We start from the raw sequence: 18,781 nt of genomic DNA on the forward strand, positions 1-18,781 counted from the left end.
GCGCGCGCCAATGCTGGAACATCGCGCAGGATGAATTTCGATTGCACGAAATGGAAGCTCATGGATAACGCTCATAAAACCACCCAAACCCCCTCCACCCACCGCCCGCCGCGCGAACCCCTGGCCATCATCGGCATCGGCTGCCGCTTTCCCGGCGGAGCCCACAGCCGGGCCGAATACTGGCGCATGCTCATCGAAGGGCGCGACGGGGTGATCGAAACCCCGCCGGAACGCTGGAATCTGGGTCGCTTCGCGGATACGGATCCCAACCGTCCCGGAAAAATGCCGGTACGCCGCGGAGGGTTTCTGCAAACCAACATCGACGGCTTCGATCCGCTCTTCTTCGGCATCTCGCCCCGCGATGCCCAGGCCATGGATCCGCAACAACGGCTGCTGCTGGAGGTGGTGTGGGAGGCGTGCGAGGACGCAGGTCTGGACATGGAGCGGCTCAACGGCTCGGATACCGGGGTCTACATCGGCGGCTTCATGCAGGATTTCACCGCCATCACCTTGAGCCCCCTGAACCGGCTCCAGCTCAACAACAGCTCGGCCATCGGCGTGAACCTGGCCATGCTGGCCAACCGTATCTCCCACGCCTTCAATCTGCTCGGCCCGAGCATCGCCATGGATACCGCATGCTCCTCGTCGCTGGTGAGCTTCCATCAGGCCTGCCAGGCGGTGTGGAACGGCGAGTGTTCCATGGCCGTGACCGGCGGGGTCAACCTGATGATCCGACCGGAGTACAACATCGCCTTGCACAAGGGGCAGTTCCTGGCCGCCGACGGACGCAGCAAGAGCTTCGACGCCCGCGGGGATGGCTACGGACGCGGCGAGGGGGCCGGCATCGTGCTGGTGAAACCGCTCTCCGCGGCCCAGCGCGACGGCAACCACATCTACGCCCTGGTGCATGCCACCGGCGCCAACCAGGATGGTCACACCAACGGCATCACCGTGCCGAGCGGTCCAGCCCAGCAGGCGTTGATCGAAAAGGTGTGCGCGGATGGCCGGATCGATCCGAAACGCATTCGCTACATCGAAGCCCACGGCACCGGCACCGCCCTGGGCGATCCCACGGAATGCAAGGCCCTGGGCGCGGTCTATGGCCAGGGTCGCCCGGTGGATCAACCCTGTTTCGTCGGTTCGGTCAAATCCAGCATCGGTCACCTGGAGGCCGCCGCCGGCGTCGCCGGACTCATCAAGGCCACCCTCACCCTGGCCCATGGTCAGATCCCGCCCCAGGCCAACCTCCAGGAGTTCAATCCGCGCATCCCCTTCAACGAGCTGCGCCTGAAGGTGGCACGCACCGCCCAACCCATTCCCGAGGGCGACGGACCAGCCTTCGCCGGGGTCAACTCCTTTGGCTACGGCGGAACCAATGCCCACGCGATCCTCTCCCAGGCCCCGGAGGTTCCGGCCCGTCCGACGGTCGCCGAAGACGGCAAACCCTGGCTGATCCCCCTTTCGGCAGGCTGCGAGGGGGGCCTGAAGGCCCTGGCCAAACGCTGGCTCGCACTGCTGGAGCAGGAAAACACCCCCGCCCTGCCCCACCTGGGACGGGCCGCCGGCGTCCACCGCACCCATCTGGATCGCCGCCTGGCCATCGTGGCCGACTCCAAGGCGAGCCTGATCGAGCAGCTCAAGGCGTTCTCCGCTCCGGACGCCCTGCCCATGTCCACCACCAAACTCAACGCCGGGCAGGTCAGGCGCCCGGTCTACGTGCTCACCGGCATGGGTCCCCAGTGGTGGGCCATGGGGCGGCAACTGCTGGCCGAGGAGCCGATCTTCCGGCAGACCGCCGAGACCATCGACCGGTTGTTGCAGAAGGTCTGCGGCTGGTCGATTCTGGAAGAGATGAACCGTCCGGAGGCGGAATCACGCATTACCGAAACCCAGTTCGCCCAACCGGGCAACTTCGTGGTGCAGCTGGGTCTGGTGGCCATGCTGCGCGCCTGGGGGGTGGAACCGGCGGCCATCGTCGGTCACAGCCTTGGCGAGGTGTCGGCGGCCTATCTCGCCGGCGCCTTGAGCCTGGAGGACGCGGTGCTGGTGAGCTATCACCGCAGCCACCTGCAACAACGGGCGGTGGGCGCGGGACGAATGCTGGCGGTGGGGCTGAAACCCGACGAGTGCCCGGCGATCCTGGCCCCCCACGGCGGCAAGGTGGTGGTGGCGGCGATCAACAGCCCCAACGCCACCAATCTGGCCGGCGATGCCGAGGCACTCGAAGCGATCGCCAGCGAGCTTACGGAGCGCGGGGTCTTCAACCGCTTCCTGCGGGTGGATATCCCCTATCACAGCCCGGCCATGGACCCCTTGAAGCCGGAACTGCGCACCGCGTTGCAGCCTTTGAATCCCCGCGTGCCCACCCTGCCGCTCTACTCCACGGTGACGGGCAAACGGGTGACGCAAGCCGACTGGAACGCCGATTACTGGTGCGACAACCTGCGCGAACCGGTACTCTTCGCAGCGGCGATTCAATCCCTGATCGCCGATGGGTACGGTCTGTTCATCGAGATCGGCCCGCATCCGGTGCTGGGCACCTCGATCAAGGAGTGTCTGACGCACGCCGGCGCCTCGGGCGAAACGTTGTTCACGTTGAATCGCGGCAAGCCCGAGCGGGCCACGGTGCTCGACTGTCTGGGCAAGATCCACACCTTCGGCTATCCCCTCGACTGGAGCCGGATCTATCCCGACACCCTCGAACAGCATCTGGAACTGCCGCTTTATCCGTGGCAGCGGGAACGCTACTGGCCAGAGAGCCAGGCGGCGCTGTTCGACCGGCTCTACCAGGTGGAACATGCCCTGTTGGCCCAACGGGTCAACACCCCCTCGCCGGCCTGGGAGAGCCAGATCAACATCGACCTGGTGCCCTTCGTGCGCGATCACCAGGTGGAAGGGTCGGTGGTCTTTCCGGGCGCGGGGTATGTGGAGATCGGACTGGCGATCCACCACGCCTTGAACGACGATGCCCCCTGCCTGTTGGAGTCGCTCCGCTTTCATCAGGCCATGGTCCTGGGGACGAGCGGCGACGTGCAACTGCACATCGCCTTCGATCCGGGTCAGCACCGCTACACCGTGCACGGACAGCGCCAGGATCAATCGGATCGCTGGTCGCTGCACGCCTCGGGGATGATCTCCTCGGAGGGGATCGGCGAGGCCGGTCATCTGGATCTGGGCGCCATCCGTCGATTCTGCGCCGAAAAAATGGACATCGACACGGTGTACGCGCAACTGGATGGCATGGGACTCCATTACGGACCCTGGTTCCGGGGATTGAAGCAGTTGATGCGCTGCGAGAACGCGGTGCTGGTCGAGGTGGCGGCCCACGACGCCTGGAGCGCGGCGGATGACGCCTATCGGTTGCATCCGTCATTGCTGGACGCCTGCTTCCAGGCATTGATGGTGACCATGAAGGCCGATGCCGGGCTTTATCTGCCGGTCGGGATCCAGCGGCTGCGTTTTTACGCCACGCCGACCACCCCCTTCTGGTGTCATTTGCTGGTCACGGAGACCAACGACCGTTTCATCGAGTGTGACCTGACCCTGTGCGACCGGGATGGCCGGATCTTCGTGGCCCTGGAGAAGCTGCGCTGCAAGGCGCTGCCCAAAGGACACGAGGAGGACGATGCCGCCCATCTGGATGCATGGCTCCACAGGCTCGCCTGGGAGCCCCAGGCCGAACCGCTCCCCTCGGGGCTGATCGCGCCGGAGTCGCGTGATCTGCCGATTCTGGTGCTGGAGGATGCCGGCCAGACCGGCGATGCGTTGGCCAGGGAGTTGACCGGGCGCGGCGCGGCACGGGTGGTGCGGGTGGTGCGCGATACGACCCTCGCCCAACTCGACGCCCCCCATCCGGATCTGATCCGCATCCCGGATCATCACCTGGAAGCGGTGTTCCATCAAACCGGCCCATGTCGGGCGGTGATCGCCCTGTGGGGCGCTTTCGATGCGGCCCAGGCGACCGATCCGGTCGGCATCCGGTCGATCAACGACACGTTGAGCCTGATCCAAACCCTGGCCAAGGGTGAGAACCCGACCGGACGCGCCCTGCCCCCGCCACGGCTCTATGTGGTGACGCGCGGCGCTCAACCGGTCCGTGACGGTGCGACCCTCTCCGGTCTGCATCAAGCCGCGCTGGTGGGTCTGGCGCGGGTGAGTTTGAGCGAACAGCCCAATCTGCGCGCCACGGTGCTCGATCTGGATCCCGAGGAGGGAACCGGCTCCCTGGCGGCCCTCGCCGTGGAGGTGCTGGCCGACGCGGCGGAGAGCGAAGTGGCCTGGCGCGACGGCGAACGACTGGTCAACCGAATGGTGCGCGAGGCGTCGGCGGTCCTCACCCAAAACACCCAGCCGGTCACGGACGATCCCATCACGCGCCCCCCCTTCGTACTGGAGATCGGACGTCCGGGAGCGCTCTCCTCGCTGCGGCTGCGCGCCTGCGAACGGCGTCCGCCCGGTCCGGGCGAAATCGAAATCGAGGTGCATGCCGCCGGCATCGGCATGCGCGACGTGTTGCGCCTGACCCAACGCGATCCGGAGAGCGGCTCGGCCAAGAGTTTCTTCGGCGATGGCATCGGCATGGAGATCTCCGGCGTGGTGGCCCGCACCGGTCCCGGCGTCACCGCGCCCAGGCGCGGCGAGGCGGTCCTGGCGATCCTGCCGGGTGGATTCCGGTCGCATGTCACCCTGCCGGTCAAATCGATCTGGACCATGCCGCGACCCGCCGGGATCGGCGACGCGGAGTGCGGCGGGCTGCCGATGGCCTTTCTGACCGCCTATTTCGGCCTGTTCCGCTCCTATTCCGGCTCGGGTGAGAAGGTTTTGATCCATGGCGCCCATGGGGACATGGGACTGGCCGCCATCCAGGTGGCCCAGTGGCGCGGCGCGGAGATCTTCGTCACCGCCGACTCGCCGGAAAAGCGCAAGTATCTGCGCTCCCTCGGCCTCAAGCATGTCTTCGACAGCCGTTTCCCGGTCTATGTCGAACAAATCATGGCCGCGACCGATGACCACGGCGTGGATGTGATCTTCAACACCCTGGGCGGCGAGGCTGGCCAGAAGAGCGTGCAGGCCCTGGCGCCATTCGGACGGTTCGTCGAATTGGGCGAGTTCGCGGCCCGCAAGGATGCCACCTGGAACCTGGCCAGCGTGGAGCGCAACGCCAGTTTCATGTCCGTGGACCTGGACCATCTGGCCCGACGCAAGGATATCATGCCGGCCCTGCTCGAGGAGATCTCCGAGCAGTTCGCCAACGGCACCTTCAAGCCGATCCAGACCCACGTTTTCCCGGCGGACCGGGCGGGCGAAGCCTTCGAACACGTCCAATCCGGCCAGCTCGGCAAGGCGGTGCTCGACATGCGCGGCACCGGACCGATGACCATCCTCCCGCCGCGTCAGGAACCGCCCCTGTTCCACGCCGACGGGAGCTATCTGATCACCGGCGGTTTCGGCAGTTTCGGCCTGGAACTGGCCTTCTGGATGGGCAATCAGGGGGTGCGGCAGTTGGTTTTGACCGGTCGCAAGGGAGCGGCCTCGGAGGAGGCCAAACAGGCCGTGGCCCGTCTGGAGGCCCAGGGGGTACGGGTGATGGCCGTGGCCATGGACGTGACCAACCCCAACGAAGTGAACCGGCTGATCCAGCGCATCGGCAACGCCATGCCACCTCTGCGCGGCGTCGTCCATGCCGCCGCCGTCCTCGACGACGGCCTGATCCCGGATCTGGATCCGGTCCGCATGCGCCGGGTGCTCGAACCCAAGGCCCTGGGCGCCTGGCATCTCCATCTGGCCACCCAATCGTTGCCGCTCGATTTCTTCGTACTGTTCTCGTCGGTCTCTTCCCTGATCGGCAATGCCGGCCAGGGGAACTACGTGGCCGCCAACGCCTTCCTCGACGGCTTGGCCCACGCCCGCCGCGCCATGGGCCTGCCCGGCACCAGCATCAACTGGGGAGCATTGGGTGAGGTGGGTATGGCCGCGCGCGACAAGGAGGTGGAGCAGCGTCTGCGGCGTGGCGGCATCCATCCCATCGCCATGGCCCAGGCATTGAACGCCTTTGCCCGGGTGCTGCGCTGGAATCCGGCCCAGTTGGGGGTGTTGCACGTCGAGTGGGAGAGCTTTGCCCAGGTCAATCCCGGCGCCACGCGGGTGCCACGTTTTTCGCCGCTGATCGCCAGCGATGCCCAGGCGGGTCATAAGGGAGGCTCCCAACTCCGGGGGGAGCTGAACGACGCTCCGGAAGGGACGCGTCGGGATCTGCTGGTGGATCACATCCGCGCCCTGGTCGCCAAGGTCTTGGGCATTCCGAATCTGGAGCGGGTGCTGCCGCATGTGCAGCTGTTCGATCTGGGCATCGACTCCCTGACCGCGGTCGAACTCAAGAACAAGCTCGAGGCCGAAGTGGGACTTTCCCTGGGCTCGTCGCTGGTGTTCAACTATCCCACCATCGACGCCCTGGCCAACTTCCTCATGACCAGCCTGTTCCCGGACACCGGCGAGCAGTCTGTCCCGACCGATGCCGTGCCCGCCCCGGATCAGGCGGTGGCGGCGCTCTCCGACGACGAGGCCGAGGCATTGTTGTTGCAAGAGTTGATGAGCACCATGGCGCAGATCTCCTGACCAGGCCACCCCGAGACACGCCGCGACAGCGTGTCTCGGGAGGCGCCTCCGCAAACACACGCAAACCGAGGGATAATTCCATTTTCATTTCAAACGGGCATTCCTGATGAACTGCATTCCGAATGAAATCATGGCATCATCTGCGCAAATTAATGCACTTTTGATTTAGAAATGGAATAACTTCCCTCGTTCCGCCACCCCTGCCCCCTTGAGGACGCACAAAAAAAAAGTTGGGGCCACCGGCTCCCCAACTCTTCGTCCAACCACATCATTGACGAACAACCGGTTGGGGCCACCGACTCCCCAACCGGTTCTCACCCCCCATCACCCCAGCAACAACCCGTTCAACCGGCGCACGAACTCCGCCGGATCCTCCAATTGTCCACCTTCGCTCAACAACGCCTGGGCGAACAATACATGGGAGAGATCGTTGAAACGCTGATCGTTGGTCTCCCCCTTCAAACGCCCCACCAGAGGATGGGAGGGATTAAGTTCCAGGGTGCGTTTGGTGTCCGGGGTCTTCTGACCGGCTTCGCGCAGGATGCGCTCCATCGAGGCGGACAGATCATGTTCGCCGCTCACCAGACAGGAGGGGGAGTCGGTCAACCGGTTGGTGACGCGCACCTCCTTCACCTGCTCGCCCAACCCTTTCTGGACCCGCTCCAAAAGATCCTTGAACTCGCCCTGTTGTTTTTCCAGCTCCTGCTTGTCGGCCTCGTCCTCCAACTCGCCGAGATCCAACCCGCCCTTGGCCACGGACTGCAACGGCTTGCCGTCGAACTCGTGCAGATGGGTCACCAGCCACTCGTCCACCCGGTCGGAGAGCAGCAACACCTCGATCCCCTTCTTGCGGAACACCTCCAGATGCGGATGGTGGCGCGCCGCCTCGAAGGATTCGCCGTTGACGAAGTAGATCGCCTTCTGCTTTTCGCGCATGCGGGAGACGTAGGCTTCCAGGGAGACATCCTGCACCTTGGAATCGGCATGGGTGCTGGAGAAACGCAGCAGCTTGGCCACCCGCTCGCGGTGGGCGAAATCCTCGATCACCCCCTCTTTCAACACCACGCCAAAGGTATCCCAGAAGGTCTGGTACTTCTCGGCGTCGTTCTTGGCCAGATCCTCCAGCAGCGAGAAGATCTTGCCGGTCATCCCTTTCTTGATGGCATCCACCGCCGGGTTCTTCTGGAGGATCTCGCGGGAGACGTTGAGGGGCAGGTCGGTGGAGTCCACCACGCCGCGCACGAAGCGCAGGTAACGCGGCATCAGATCCTCGGCCCCCTCCATGATGAAGACACGACGCACGTAGAGCTTCACCCCGTGCTTGCGATCCCGATCCCATAAATCATACGGCGCGCGCTTGGGAACATACAACAGCACGGTGTATTCGTACTTACCCTCGAGCCGGGCATGGATGTGGGCCAGAGGCTCCTCGAAGTCGTGACCAACGTGCTTGTAAAACTCGTTGTACTCCTCGTCGGTGATCTCCGACTTGGCACGACTCCAGAGCGCGGAGGCCTTGTTGACCGTCTCCCATTGCGGGGTGTCGTCGGACTCCTGTTTCGTCTCCTCCCCGGCGGCATCCTCCTCGGGCTCAAATCCCTTGGATCGAAGCATCAGGATCGGCCAGGGCACATGGTCCGAGAACTTGCGCACCGTGGAACGCAGACGCCAGTCATCGAGGAAATCCTTCTCCTCGGCCTTCAGATGCAGGATCACATCCGTGCCGCGCGTCGGCTTGTCGATGTTCTCCAGGGTGTAGACCCCATCTCCCGCCGACTCCCACCGCACCGCCTCGCCGGACGACAGACCGGCACGCCGGGTCAGCAGCGTCACCCGATCGGCGACGATGAAGGCCGAATAGAACCCCACGCCGAACTGCCCGATCAGATTGGCATCCTTGGCCTGGTCGGCCTGCAACGACTGGAGGAACTCCCTGGTGCCCGATCTGGCGATCGTGCCGATGTTGGCTTCGACCTCCTCGGCGCTCATGCCGATGCCGTTGTCGGAGATGGTCAGGGTGTTGGCCTCCTTGTCGAAGGTGATGCGAATGGCGACCTCGGCATCCCCCTCGTACAGGCCATCGTTGGCGATGGCCTCGAACCGCAACTTGTCCGCCGCGTCCGAAGCGTTCGAGATCAATTCGCGCAGAAAGATCTCCTTGTTGCTGTACAGCGAATGGATCATCAGATCCAACAACTGCCGCACCTCGGTCTGAAACGCACGGGTCTGTTTGCCTTCCAACGTGCTCATGGGCTTGTCTGGCTCCTCATCCTGGGTTCACGAATCATCCCACCGCCTTATGGACCGCGCGCATGGCGATCACATGGCATAAATTTTGTCTTGATATGGGAACAGTCGCGTCTGGTTGCAAGAGGGAAGGCAATTTTTTCCCGCGTGCGCCACGCAATCGGTTTTGTTTTGGCGCAAAATGGCTTATCAATAGTCAGTTTCGCTCCGATTTCGCCACAAGAGGTTCCGCCATGCTGCTCGCCAAATCCATCCCGCTGTTCGCCGTGATGCTCGCCTTGCTCAACGGCATCCTGTTCGGCCAGAAAACCTATCCGGAACTCAACCCGCAGTCGCCGGTCATCGCCTTCATGCTCTCCTCCGGGGCCCAACTCACCTTCACGGTGGCCGACATCCTGATCATGCTCGGCGTGGTGTCGCTCTACATCGAGATTTTCAAGGCCACCCGCTCCGGCACGGAGTCCATCGTCGATCATCTGCTTTCCATGATCGTGTTTGTCTGTTTTCTGATCGAATTCTTGATCTACAAACCAGCGGGAACCACGCTGTTTCTGACCATCACCCTGATGTCGCTCTTGGACGTGGTGGCCGGCTTCACCGTGACCATCTCCACCGCCCGACGGGATATCGGCAAATCGTGACAAGGCAGAAAAGAGCGCGCCGAAGAGGCCTCAGGTGTCATTCTTGTCATGATCAGACCGGCAATCATGTCGGCATGTGGCTTGCGTTACAGATCCCCCCCTCACCCCCCGTACCATGGACCTCCCTTCGGGAGTTCCATGGCAAATTCTTCAGACCAGTCAACGCATCCCTCACGACTGTTGATTCAACAGCATGCGATTCTCCTTGGAGCGGGTTTCGCCCACCGAAGAGATACGAATGGCGGCCAGATCGGTCACCGGACATTTGTTTTCGCACACCCCGCAGCCGATGCAGAGTTCCGGCTGCACGAACGGCCGTTTCAGGGCGACCTTGCGACCGTCGCGTCCGCTGACGGTGACCGATTCGTACCAGATCGCCTTCGGCGAGGTCGGACAGGTCTCCTCGCAGACGATGCACGGCACATCCATGGCCCAGGGGAGGCAGCGTCCCCGGTCGAAGAAGGCGGTGCCGAGCCGGACCGGTTGGGTGAAGGGTGGCGCGCCGACCTTTTCGGCGACCGAAAGCGGACGGATCGCCGCCGTGGGGCAGACCTGGCCGCACAGCACGCAGTGGTGTTCGCAATAGCCCACCGAGTTCATCAGGATCGGGGTCCAGAGCCCCTCGAAACCGGCCTCGAGCAGAGCCGGTTGCAGCACGTTGGTGGGGCAGACGCGCATGCAGAGGCCACATTTGATGCAGCGGGCAAGAAATTGCGCCTCGGTGAGCGAACCAGGCGGACGGATCACCTCGGGCAGTGGGGCGGAGCGGGCCGAAAGCGACCCTTTGGTCATCGGCACGGCCACCACCGAGGCCAGGGCGATCTCGACCACCCGGCGGCGGTTGAGATCGAGTGGTTTGCCGACGGAGCTTTTCTCCCCGGCCAAGCCGTAGTGCAACGCCTGGGTTCCGCACGCCTCGATGCAGTTCATGCAGAGGTGGCATTCGGTGACGCGCACCTGTCCATCCGGATCGGCGGCCCCCTGACAGGCGCGCAGGCACTGTTTGCAATGGTTGCAGCGTTCCACGTCGCGGCGGATTCTCAAGATCGACCATTGGGAGAGCACCCCGAGCAGCGCACCGAGAGGACAGAGGGCGCGACACCAGAAACGGGTGATGAAACGGTTGGCGAGCAGGATGGCCAGCAGGATCAGAGCGATCAACACACCGCCGTGAAACACGGTGGATTGGGCGAAGAACCCACCCCCGGTCACCCGGTCCAGCGCCGGCAGCACCGAGAGCGAAAAGGATCGGTAGATCAGGGCGATGGGATCGAACAGCCCGATCTGCAACGCGCCGAGGATGGCGAAGATCAGCAGGGCGACGAGCAGGTGGTATTTCAGCCGGTAGAGCGGGCGGTAGCGGTTCTCTTCCCAGTTCTCCACCGCGCGGCGACGGTTGAAAAGGTGGCTCAACCCCTGATTGACGATCCCCAGAGGGCAGACCCACGAACAGAAAAAACGCCCCAGAAACAGCGTGGGAATCAGGATCAGCAATGCGAAGGCCAATCCTTTGTACAAAGTCTGACTGGTGAGAAAACCGGAAAGGGCGGTCAAGGGATCGATCTGCAGGAACAGGCCGACCGCGTACCCCTTGAGCCGCTCGAACTCGGCGCTCCACAGAAAAAAGGCAAAAAGCGCCAGCGAAAACCCCGCGTAGATCCGCCGCACCCCGCGCAACCCGCCCATCGTCGGCCTCCCTCACCCCACCTGAAACTGCGCGACGTTCAGTTCGCGCCAGGACACCTTCCCGAGTCCCCGCGCCTGAGCCATGGCCAGGAAGGGTACGGCCTCGGGGGTCAAATCCAGAAAACCGAGGCAAAAACTGTCGAGCGCCACCTCGTCCAGCGAAGCGATCAGCGTCTCCTCGCGCACCACGTCCGCCGGATTGCCTCCGGTGGGACCGTTGCGTTTGAGCACGCGGGTGGCGTCCATCACCGTGAGGGTCGGTCGCACGGCGGCGGCCAGATCGACGATGGAGTCGTGGATCGCCTGATGGAGCCGGTTGCGTTGTCCGCCGATCACCCCATACCAGTTCTTCATCGCCAGGGTGCAGCCGGAAAGGGAGTGGTGCTTGACGATCGGCAGGTTGATCACCTTGTCCACTTCGTGGAAAAAGCGCGCCACCGGCCACACCTTCAACACCTTGCCCCCCATGTCCGTGGCCAGAAAATCCTCCCGGCCCGGCAGGCGCACGTTGCCGCCGGCGTTGAGCGTGGCCGCCTCGATGCCGGAGCGGGCGAAACAGCGTTTGGGATCGTTGAGGGATACATCGGTCACCCACACCGATTTGGCCCCGGCCTCCCGGCAGATACGCACCATCGCCTCGACCAACTCCGGACCGGTGTTGGCCGCCTGTTCCGGCTGACGATCCCAGCCGACATTGGGTTTCAGGAGCACCCGATCCCCTTTCTGAATAAACCGGTTTACGCCACCCAGTTTATCGATGGCGGCCCGTGCCATGGCCTCGACCCGCTGACCGCGCGCCACCGCCATCACCGGATGGAGCGCATCGGGCGGGACGCGAAAATCCTTGAACCGCAGCGGTTTCACCTCCGGTTCGCGCACCGGGCGATCGCTGAAGGCCAGATAACCGCCGGAGGCGATCCCCACCGCCACCCCGGAGAGTCCGGCCACCCGGCGCAAAAAAGCCCGCCTGTCCATGGGCGGTTCGATCTTCTCGATGATCTCGGATACCCGTTTTCGCTCGGCCATGTTATCTAAACCGCCCCCATTACAGGATGCGTAGTTCCATTATTAAAGGTTCAGGGGGATTATCCCCCTGATAGGATCCAAGGGCAAAGCCCTTGGGACTTTAGCTTTTGACTTGAACGCGCTCTTCTCAAAGAAGCCTTTTTCGCGTCTTTTGCAAACAAGGCGCCGCGCGCAGCCTTCGTGAGCTTCGTTTCCGCTTTTACCATGGAACTCCCGTAAGGGCGGTCCACGGTTGGGGGGTGAGGGGGTTCTCCCACCATCATGCAAGTTTGGAAACAAAGCTCGTATTGTGTACTGTGGCCTTGCGGGAAACGACGCATCTCAAAACAGACGCGGTTTAACGCCTCCTCGCACCCGGTTCCACGGGCGGCGGTTCCCCGCCCGGTTGTGACCCCACGAACCTCTGCAACGGGCTCCAGGCATCTTCGAGCGGCAGACCGAAGGCTCCGATGAGGCGTTCGCCGGCACGCAGAAAAAACCACTCCCCTTCATACGGGTCGCGCACCCGATGGACCGTCAACCCACCCTTTTCGACCGTTTCGACCGGGATTTCCTCGGAGTGCAGAAAGGCCGTCAAACGTACCTCGATCTCCCGGCTCTCGACCTCGGATCCTCCGGCCTGAAACGCCTGCACCCCTGCCCCCTGCCAGACGAAACTCCGTTCGACCACCTGATTAAAGAAATCCAGACCGCGATACTTCTCCTTGATGAAGCGGGTGGCACCCGCTGTCCCGAACTCCGGAAAGCGGAATCCGGTCATCATGCCCCCCGGCGATTTGCCGGCTGCCGCGACCAGGCTTTTGCCAATCTCCTCCAGGGGGGCGGCATCGTCAAAGGCGGTGATCTTCACGTAATAGGGTCCCATGATGAAGCGCAGGCCGCGGGGATCGCGAAATCCCATCTCCCCGATGCCGGCCTCCGGGCCATCGTTGTTCCCCTCGCCGGTGAGCACCCCGAAGGCGAAAAGCGGCTTGCCCATGTCGAACAGGTCCACCACCACGCGGGGTTTGTCCGCGGCCCCCGCATCGCCGTATTCACCGACCAGAAGCTCCTTGAACCCTGCCGAAAGGTAGTACTCGGCATGGCCGTTGACGTATTCGTGCAGGTTCTCTTTCAAGAAGCGTTGGAAGGCGCCCTGACGCGCCAGGCCCGCCGACTGATCCGGAAAGAGTCCCATCAACGGGGAGAGGCGTGCTCCGGCCTTTTTGAAATCGAGCAGGCCCGGGTCGTAGCGTTGACCGTCCAGATAGATAAGGAGTGCGATCAGGGGGAGGATGGCGAGCAGCAGGATGCGTGCCCGGCGCACGCCGGGAGAGGAGGAGTAGGCAGGAATTCGGGAGTTAAACATCGAGCGCGATCCAGTGGTGATTCATGCCCCAAAAGTTCACGGGGGCCAGGGGCCAGCCCCCTGGCGGGATTCGTGGTCAAACCAACGGAGTCCAGGGGCCAATGGCCCCTGGTGGGGTTCGGGATGAGTCCCTTGGATTTTGAGTTGATCTTATTTATTTTATATTTTATTACTATTTTCTTTTTCACACTCTATCACATAAGCCACCTTTGGTGGCCTGATTCCAAGCCATGTTCGCGGCATCGTTTTTTTCGCAGAAAACACGAAAGAACGCTTTTTTGTAGAGCGCGCTAAAAGACACAAGACAAAGATTCAAAAGCCAAACCTCGGAGGCGCTGCCTCCGAACCTCCGCCGGGGACTTTGCACTCCCCGATCCCCTGCGACAGTTGGAGCCTGTTGGCCCCCATCACCCGTTGGCACGCCTCCCCTTCTTCAGACTCGCCTCGGCCCGCCCAAGTTCCCGCCCCAAATACAACGCATGACCAACCTCCGACAACGCACAATCACGCACCAATTGCCGCTCCAACACCTCAGCGCTCGTGCCGGTATATCGATGCAACCTCTGCCCCTCAAAACGATGCTCAACCACAATCTCACCCTTCTCGGGATCCACCGAAATCACAAAATCCCCATGCGGATCCTGACTGAACCCATCCCCCTTATCCCGCTCCCGATTGCGAAAATCATGCACCGCCCGCGCACGCTCCAAACCACCCCCGCCCGGATCGATGCTGATCGAATGGCTGATCACCGTCAATGCACCCGGCTGCAAACCACTCTCCACACCCAAAAATTCCTGAATCGCCATCAATCCATGCACATTCATCAACCACGCCTGCAAGGCATTGTGGGTGCGAAACTGCGCCGTCAAGGTCAACACCCCCTCGAAACGACGCACGAACAACGAGACCAAACACGGATGACCCGGCGCCTCCGACATCAGATCCCGCCCCGTGTCCCACAACGCGACAAAGGCATGACGCGTGTCCGGATCCCGACGCAACTTCTCCCCAACCCTGACCAAGGTATCGCGCTCCTCGATGCCGAAATAACCCCGTAACCGGTTTCCATATCCATAATGCTGGTCCGGGGGCAGGCGCGGATCCAAAATCGCTGCCCGGTAACGCATGAACGCCTCGGGATCGAAACCATGTTCACGCAACACCGCATTCGATTCAAAAACCGGCTCACGAACAACCACCTTGAGATTCTGCAATTCCAACCGGTCACCCTTGCCAGGCAAAGTCACCCGATGACCAAAACGATAGAGACGGTGAATCACCTCCTTCCAGGCCGCCAGAGGGGTACCCGCCAGAATCTGATGACCACGCGGATCCGAAGGGAAGCGCGTCACCTCGAAGGTCGGCATCGCCACCTCGCGACGCGGCAGACTCACCGACTCCACGGGAGGAAGAGACGCGAAGAAATCCCGAACGGCTCCATCGCTGCCCACCTCGCCCGGCTTGCCCAAATCCACCAGACGCAACCGACCCAGGAAATCCTCGGGGGTCACCCCATCGTCGAGTTTGTGGTTCGTGCCAACGATCCGGTGGACCACCCGGCCCAACAACAAAGTCTCCTCCAGTCCGCGTTGAAAGAATCCTGTGAGACTCTCCCGAGCCCCCCCCAGATCCACCCCCAACATGGCGAGAAAACGGATCTGGGGATTGTGAAGCAGATTGCGCAGCAACTCCGGCAACCCCTCGCCATACAGCGTGCCCATCACCGCGATCCGCGCGGACTCCGTTCCCAGATCCACCGCCAGACGCGCCAGATGATCGCGCACCACCCGCACCGGCGACCACAGGGTGACGATCCCGACATCCCCGCAAGGATTGATGATCGTCAGGCGATCCCGATAATGCAGGGGAATGAAGGCCATCGATCCGGACCTCATCGCAAAAACCCGATGAATGCCGCGCGGATGCCCGTCGAACCCCCACGCCAGCCGGTCAAGATGTCGATTATTTGATGACAACCCATGATTGGAACACCCATTTTTTCATCCGAACTGTTGTAACTTATGCATGACAGGGGGAGAACCCCCTCACCCCCCCGATACCATGGCCCTCCCTTCGGGAGTTCGATGGTAAGATTTGCAAAATCCACTTGCCGGGAATCCAGGATTCGGTTATGCTGATTATTGATTAAAATCAATAATGATATCAAACAAACTTATAACATCGGGATGGTTCTCATCCAACATGAATTCCAGAACGACCCCATCCGGATTCTCGCTCAAATGGCACCGCATGGTCCAGCACCTGGCCTTGCACTCCATCAGTTTTCGCATCCTCGCGGCGGTCAGCATCATCGGCACCCTGGCCCTGGCCTCCCTCGGGGCACTGATGATCCGCGACATGGAAAAAAACCTTTTCAGACAATACGAAAATACCATTTTCACCCTGGCCGAACACGCCGGTCAAGGTCTGCAAACCATCATGCTGGCCGGTTATGCCGACATCGCCCGCAGCTACTCGGACAACCTGCGCAAGGTGCCGGGGTTGCTGGTCTTTCGCATTCTCAACCGGCATGGCCGCGAAGCCTTCCGTCCCGAAGGGGAGGCAGCCTACGAGGCCGACGGCGCGATTCTGTCCGCTTTCAAACAGGCCATCCACGATAAAAAACCGGCCTCCTTCACCGAATCCGGCCCGGATGGCGAACAACGCACCCTGATGATGCCGCTCCTCAACGCCGAACCCTGTCACGCCTGTCACGGGAGTGATCACGAGGTGCGCGGCGTGTTTCAACTCACCGTCTCCCTGGCGGAGATGGATCGGGAGATCTCGGCGGCGCGCAATCAGGCCATCCTCGGCACCATCGGCGCGGTGGGACTGTTTCTGGCGTTTCTCGGCTGGTATCTGGCCCGCTCGCTGCGCACCCCGTTGCAGAACGTCAGCACCGCCATCGAGGAGGTGGCCGGCGGCAATCTGATCAGCCGCATCGATGCCTCGGGCCGCGACGAAATCGCCGCCATCGCCCATCACGTCAACCAGCTCAAGGGAAAGCTGGTCGATACCATCCGCATGATCAACCTCCAGACCGGTGGCATCACCGCCTTCATCCGTGAGGTCTTGAAACTCCGTTCCGCCATCGGCGCCGACACCTCCGGGATCCGACACCTCTCCGGAGAGGTCTCCGAGGAGAACGATCGTCTGGCCTCCGAAATCCACCACATGACGCAACTGCTGCATCAGTCGCTGGAAAACATCACCGCCATGGCCGAGGCCGCCGGAAAAGTGGCCGACGACATTCGCGTCACCGCCCGGAACGCGGATGATGCCAGCCGAAATGTCACCACCATGGCCGAAGCCGCCGAAGAGATGACCGCCAACCTCGACGAGGTGAACAACAGCCTGGATCAGGTGAGCCATTCGGTGGCACGGGTGGCCCGCTCCATCGCGGAGATGACCCACTCGTTGGCCACGGTCGGACAACGCTGCGAGATCGCCAACGAATCCTCACGCACCGCCCACGAGCATGCCCAGCAAACCTTTTCCGCCGTGGATGAACTCTCCAACTCCGCCAACGAGATCGGCACCGTGGTCGGGATCATCCAGGCGATCGCCGAACAAACCAACATGCTCGCCTTGAACGCCGCCATCGAGGCCGCCGGCGCCGGCGAGGCCGGCAAGGGGTTTGCCGTGGTGGCCAACGAGGTGAAGGCCCTGGCCCTGCAGACCGGTCGGGCCACCCAGCAGATCTCGCTCAAGATCGAGGAAATCCAGTCCGGCACGGCCAACGTGGTGGAGCGGGTCAAGGAGATCACGGTGATCGTCGAGCAGATCAGCTCGTTGAACAGCGAGATCCTCGAGGACGTGGATGGTCAGCACCTGATGGTTCGAGGGATCTCCGAGGCCATGTCCGAGGTCAACGCCGCCACCGCCACGGTGACCCTCAACGCCGACACGCTTCATCATGCCGCCGAGCGGGTATCGCTATCCGCCGCCGAAGCCGCGCGCGGCACCAGCGAAATCGCCGCCACCAGCTCCACGGTGGCCGGCTCGGCGGGACGCATGGCCGAGCAGTCCGACGCCGCCCTCCAGTTCGTACACAAGGTGCTCGCCTCGTTCGTCACCACGGAGCGGGCCTCGGAAACCGTGCGCAACCGGATTCAGGACTCCCTCAAGGCCGTTGCGCGGCTGCACGGCACGGTGAACCACTTCCATGCCCTGGGCGACGTGGCCAGCAACATCTCCGATGCCCTCTACGCCGCCCAGTCCAGCCTGGATATCGGACCCGAACCGTTTGACGTGCGCAAGGTGAAGGAGGCCATCCTGAATGTCCTGGGACGACTCGAGCTGGCCGCTCACGGCAACGCCGCCCTGACCCTGGACGAACTCAACCGGATGTGCATCATCTGTTCCTGGGAACAGGAGAAAACCCCGGTCTACGAGGGGAATCCGATCTTCACCCGTCTGCGCGAGGTCCATCAACAGATGCATCTCACCGGCGCCGAAATCGTCGATCGTCTCGGCGAACATCAAGAATCCGCCGCCACGGATGCCCTGCTCTATTTCCGGGCCCTGCAACGCTCCCTGTTCGAGCATCTGGACAAGCTCTATCTCGGCCACGACACGCTTGCCACGGATCAACCGTTGATCCTCTGGACCGGCAAGATGGAGGTCAACGTGCCAACGTTGGACGCGGACCATCGCAATCTGATCCGCCTCATCAACGAATTGTACGCTGCCGTGCAGTCGGGTCAGGGGCAGAAACTGTTGACCAAGATCGTCGATGAGCTTCTGACCTACACGCGCACCCACTTCGCCCGCGAAGAGCGGCACATGCAGGAAATCGGCTTCCCGGATCTGGCCGTACACCAGGAGGAGCATCGCCTGTTCGCCGAAAAGGCGACCGCCTATCAGAAGAAACTGGAGGAGGATCCGTTTGCCCTCTCCAGCGATGTGTTGCAGTATCTGCGCTCCTGGTTGACCCAACACATCCAAGGCTCGGACATGGCCTATCGGCGCCATTCCGAGACGCGGGTCAAGAAGGGCAAGACGACCTGATTCCTTCATCGAACGACCGGCACTCCCCGCGTCAGGGCTGGCGGGCGTTTCCGGCGTCAGGGCTGGCGGGCACTCCCCGCGTCAGGGCTGGCGGGCGTTTCCGGCGTCAGGGCTGGCGGGCGTTTCCGGCGTCAGGGCTGGCGGGCACTCCCGGCGTCAGGGCTGGCGGGCACTCCCGGCGTCAGGGCTGGCGGGCACTCCCGGC

General features: G+C 62.7%; 8 protein-coding genes. 3 read left to right on the forward strand and 5 right to left on the reverse strand.

From position 1 onward, the window contains the following. Positions 1-60: 60 nt before the first annotated feature. Entirely contained in the window at positions 61-6,615 is a 6,555-nt protein-coding gene (locus ACV4UY_RS01130; RefSeq protein WP_491605831.1) for an SDR family NAD(P)-dependent oxidoreductase, read from the forward strand. Between the two features lie 324 nt (positions 6,616-6,939). Here the strand turns inward: ACV4UY_RS01130 and htpG are convergent, their stop codons facing one another. Further along, the gene (gene htpG, locus ACV4UY_RS01135) at positions 6,940-8,865 is read right to left on the reverse strand and encodes a molecular chaperone HtpG (protein WP_491605832.1); all 1,926 of its coding nucleotides are present in this window, start codon (positions 8,863-8,865) and stop codon (positions 6,940-6,942) included. A 230-nt stretch (positions 8,866-9,095) separates the two neighbouring features. Between htpG and ACV4UY_RS01140 the strand changes: the two genes are divergently transcribed. Further along, positions 9,096-9,503 (forward strand): hypothetical protein, encoded by a 408-nt coding sequence (locus tag ACV4UY_RS01140; protein WP_491605833.1) that lies wholly within the window; start codon positions 9,096-9,098, stop codon positions 9,501-9,503. A 171-nt stretch (positions 9,504-9,674) separates the two neighbouring features. Here ACV4UY_RS01140 and ACV4UY_RS01145 read toward each other — a convergent pair whose 3' ends face one another. From ACV4UY_RS01145 to ACV4UY_RS01160, 4 genes are all read right to left on the reverse strand, one after another. Next, on the reverse strand, positions 9,675-11,189 hold the full coding sequence (locus ACV4UY_RS01145) for a 4Fe-4S binding protein (protein WP_491605834.1): 1,515 nt from the start codon (positions 11,187-11,189) through the stop codon (positions 9,675-9,677). Positions 11,190-11,201: 12 nt separating this feature from the next. Further along, on the reverse strand, positions 11,202-12,215 hold the full coding sequence (locus ACV4UY_RS01150; protein ID WP_491605835.1) for a DUF362 domain-containing protein: 1,014 nt from the start codon (positions 12,213-12,215) through the stop codon (positions 11,202-11,204). Between the two features lie 337 nt (positions 12,216-12,552). Next, the gene (locus ACV4UY_RS01155) at positions 12,553-13,563 is read right to left on the reverse strand and encodes a DUF6599 family protein (RefSeq protein WP_491605836.1); all 1,011 of its coding nucleotides are present in this window, start codon (positions 13,561-13,563) and stop codon (positions 12,553-12,555) included. 407 nt (positions 13,564-13,970) lie between these two features. Beyond that, positions 13,971-15,446, reverse strand: a complete 1,476-nt coding sequence (locus ACV4UY_RS01160; RefSeq protein ID WP_491605837.1) for a DUF4346 domain-containing protein — start codon at positions 15,444-15,446, stop codon at positions 13,971-13,973. Positions 15,447-15,768: 322 nt separating this feature from the next. Between ACV4UY_RS01160 and ACV4UY_RS01165 the strand changes: the two genes are divergently transcribed. Then, positions 15,769-18,576 (forward strand): bacteriohemerythrin, encoded by a 2,808-nt coding sequence (locus tag ACV4UY_RS01165; protein ID WP_491605838.1) that lies wholly within the window; start codon positions 15,769-15,771, stop codon positions 18,574-18,576. Positions 18,577-18,781: the final 205 nt, after the last annotated feature.

Source organism: Candidatus Magnetaquiglobus sp. (genome assembly GCF_058402785.1).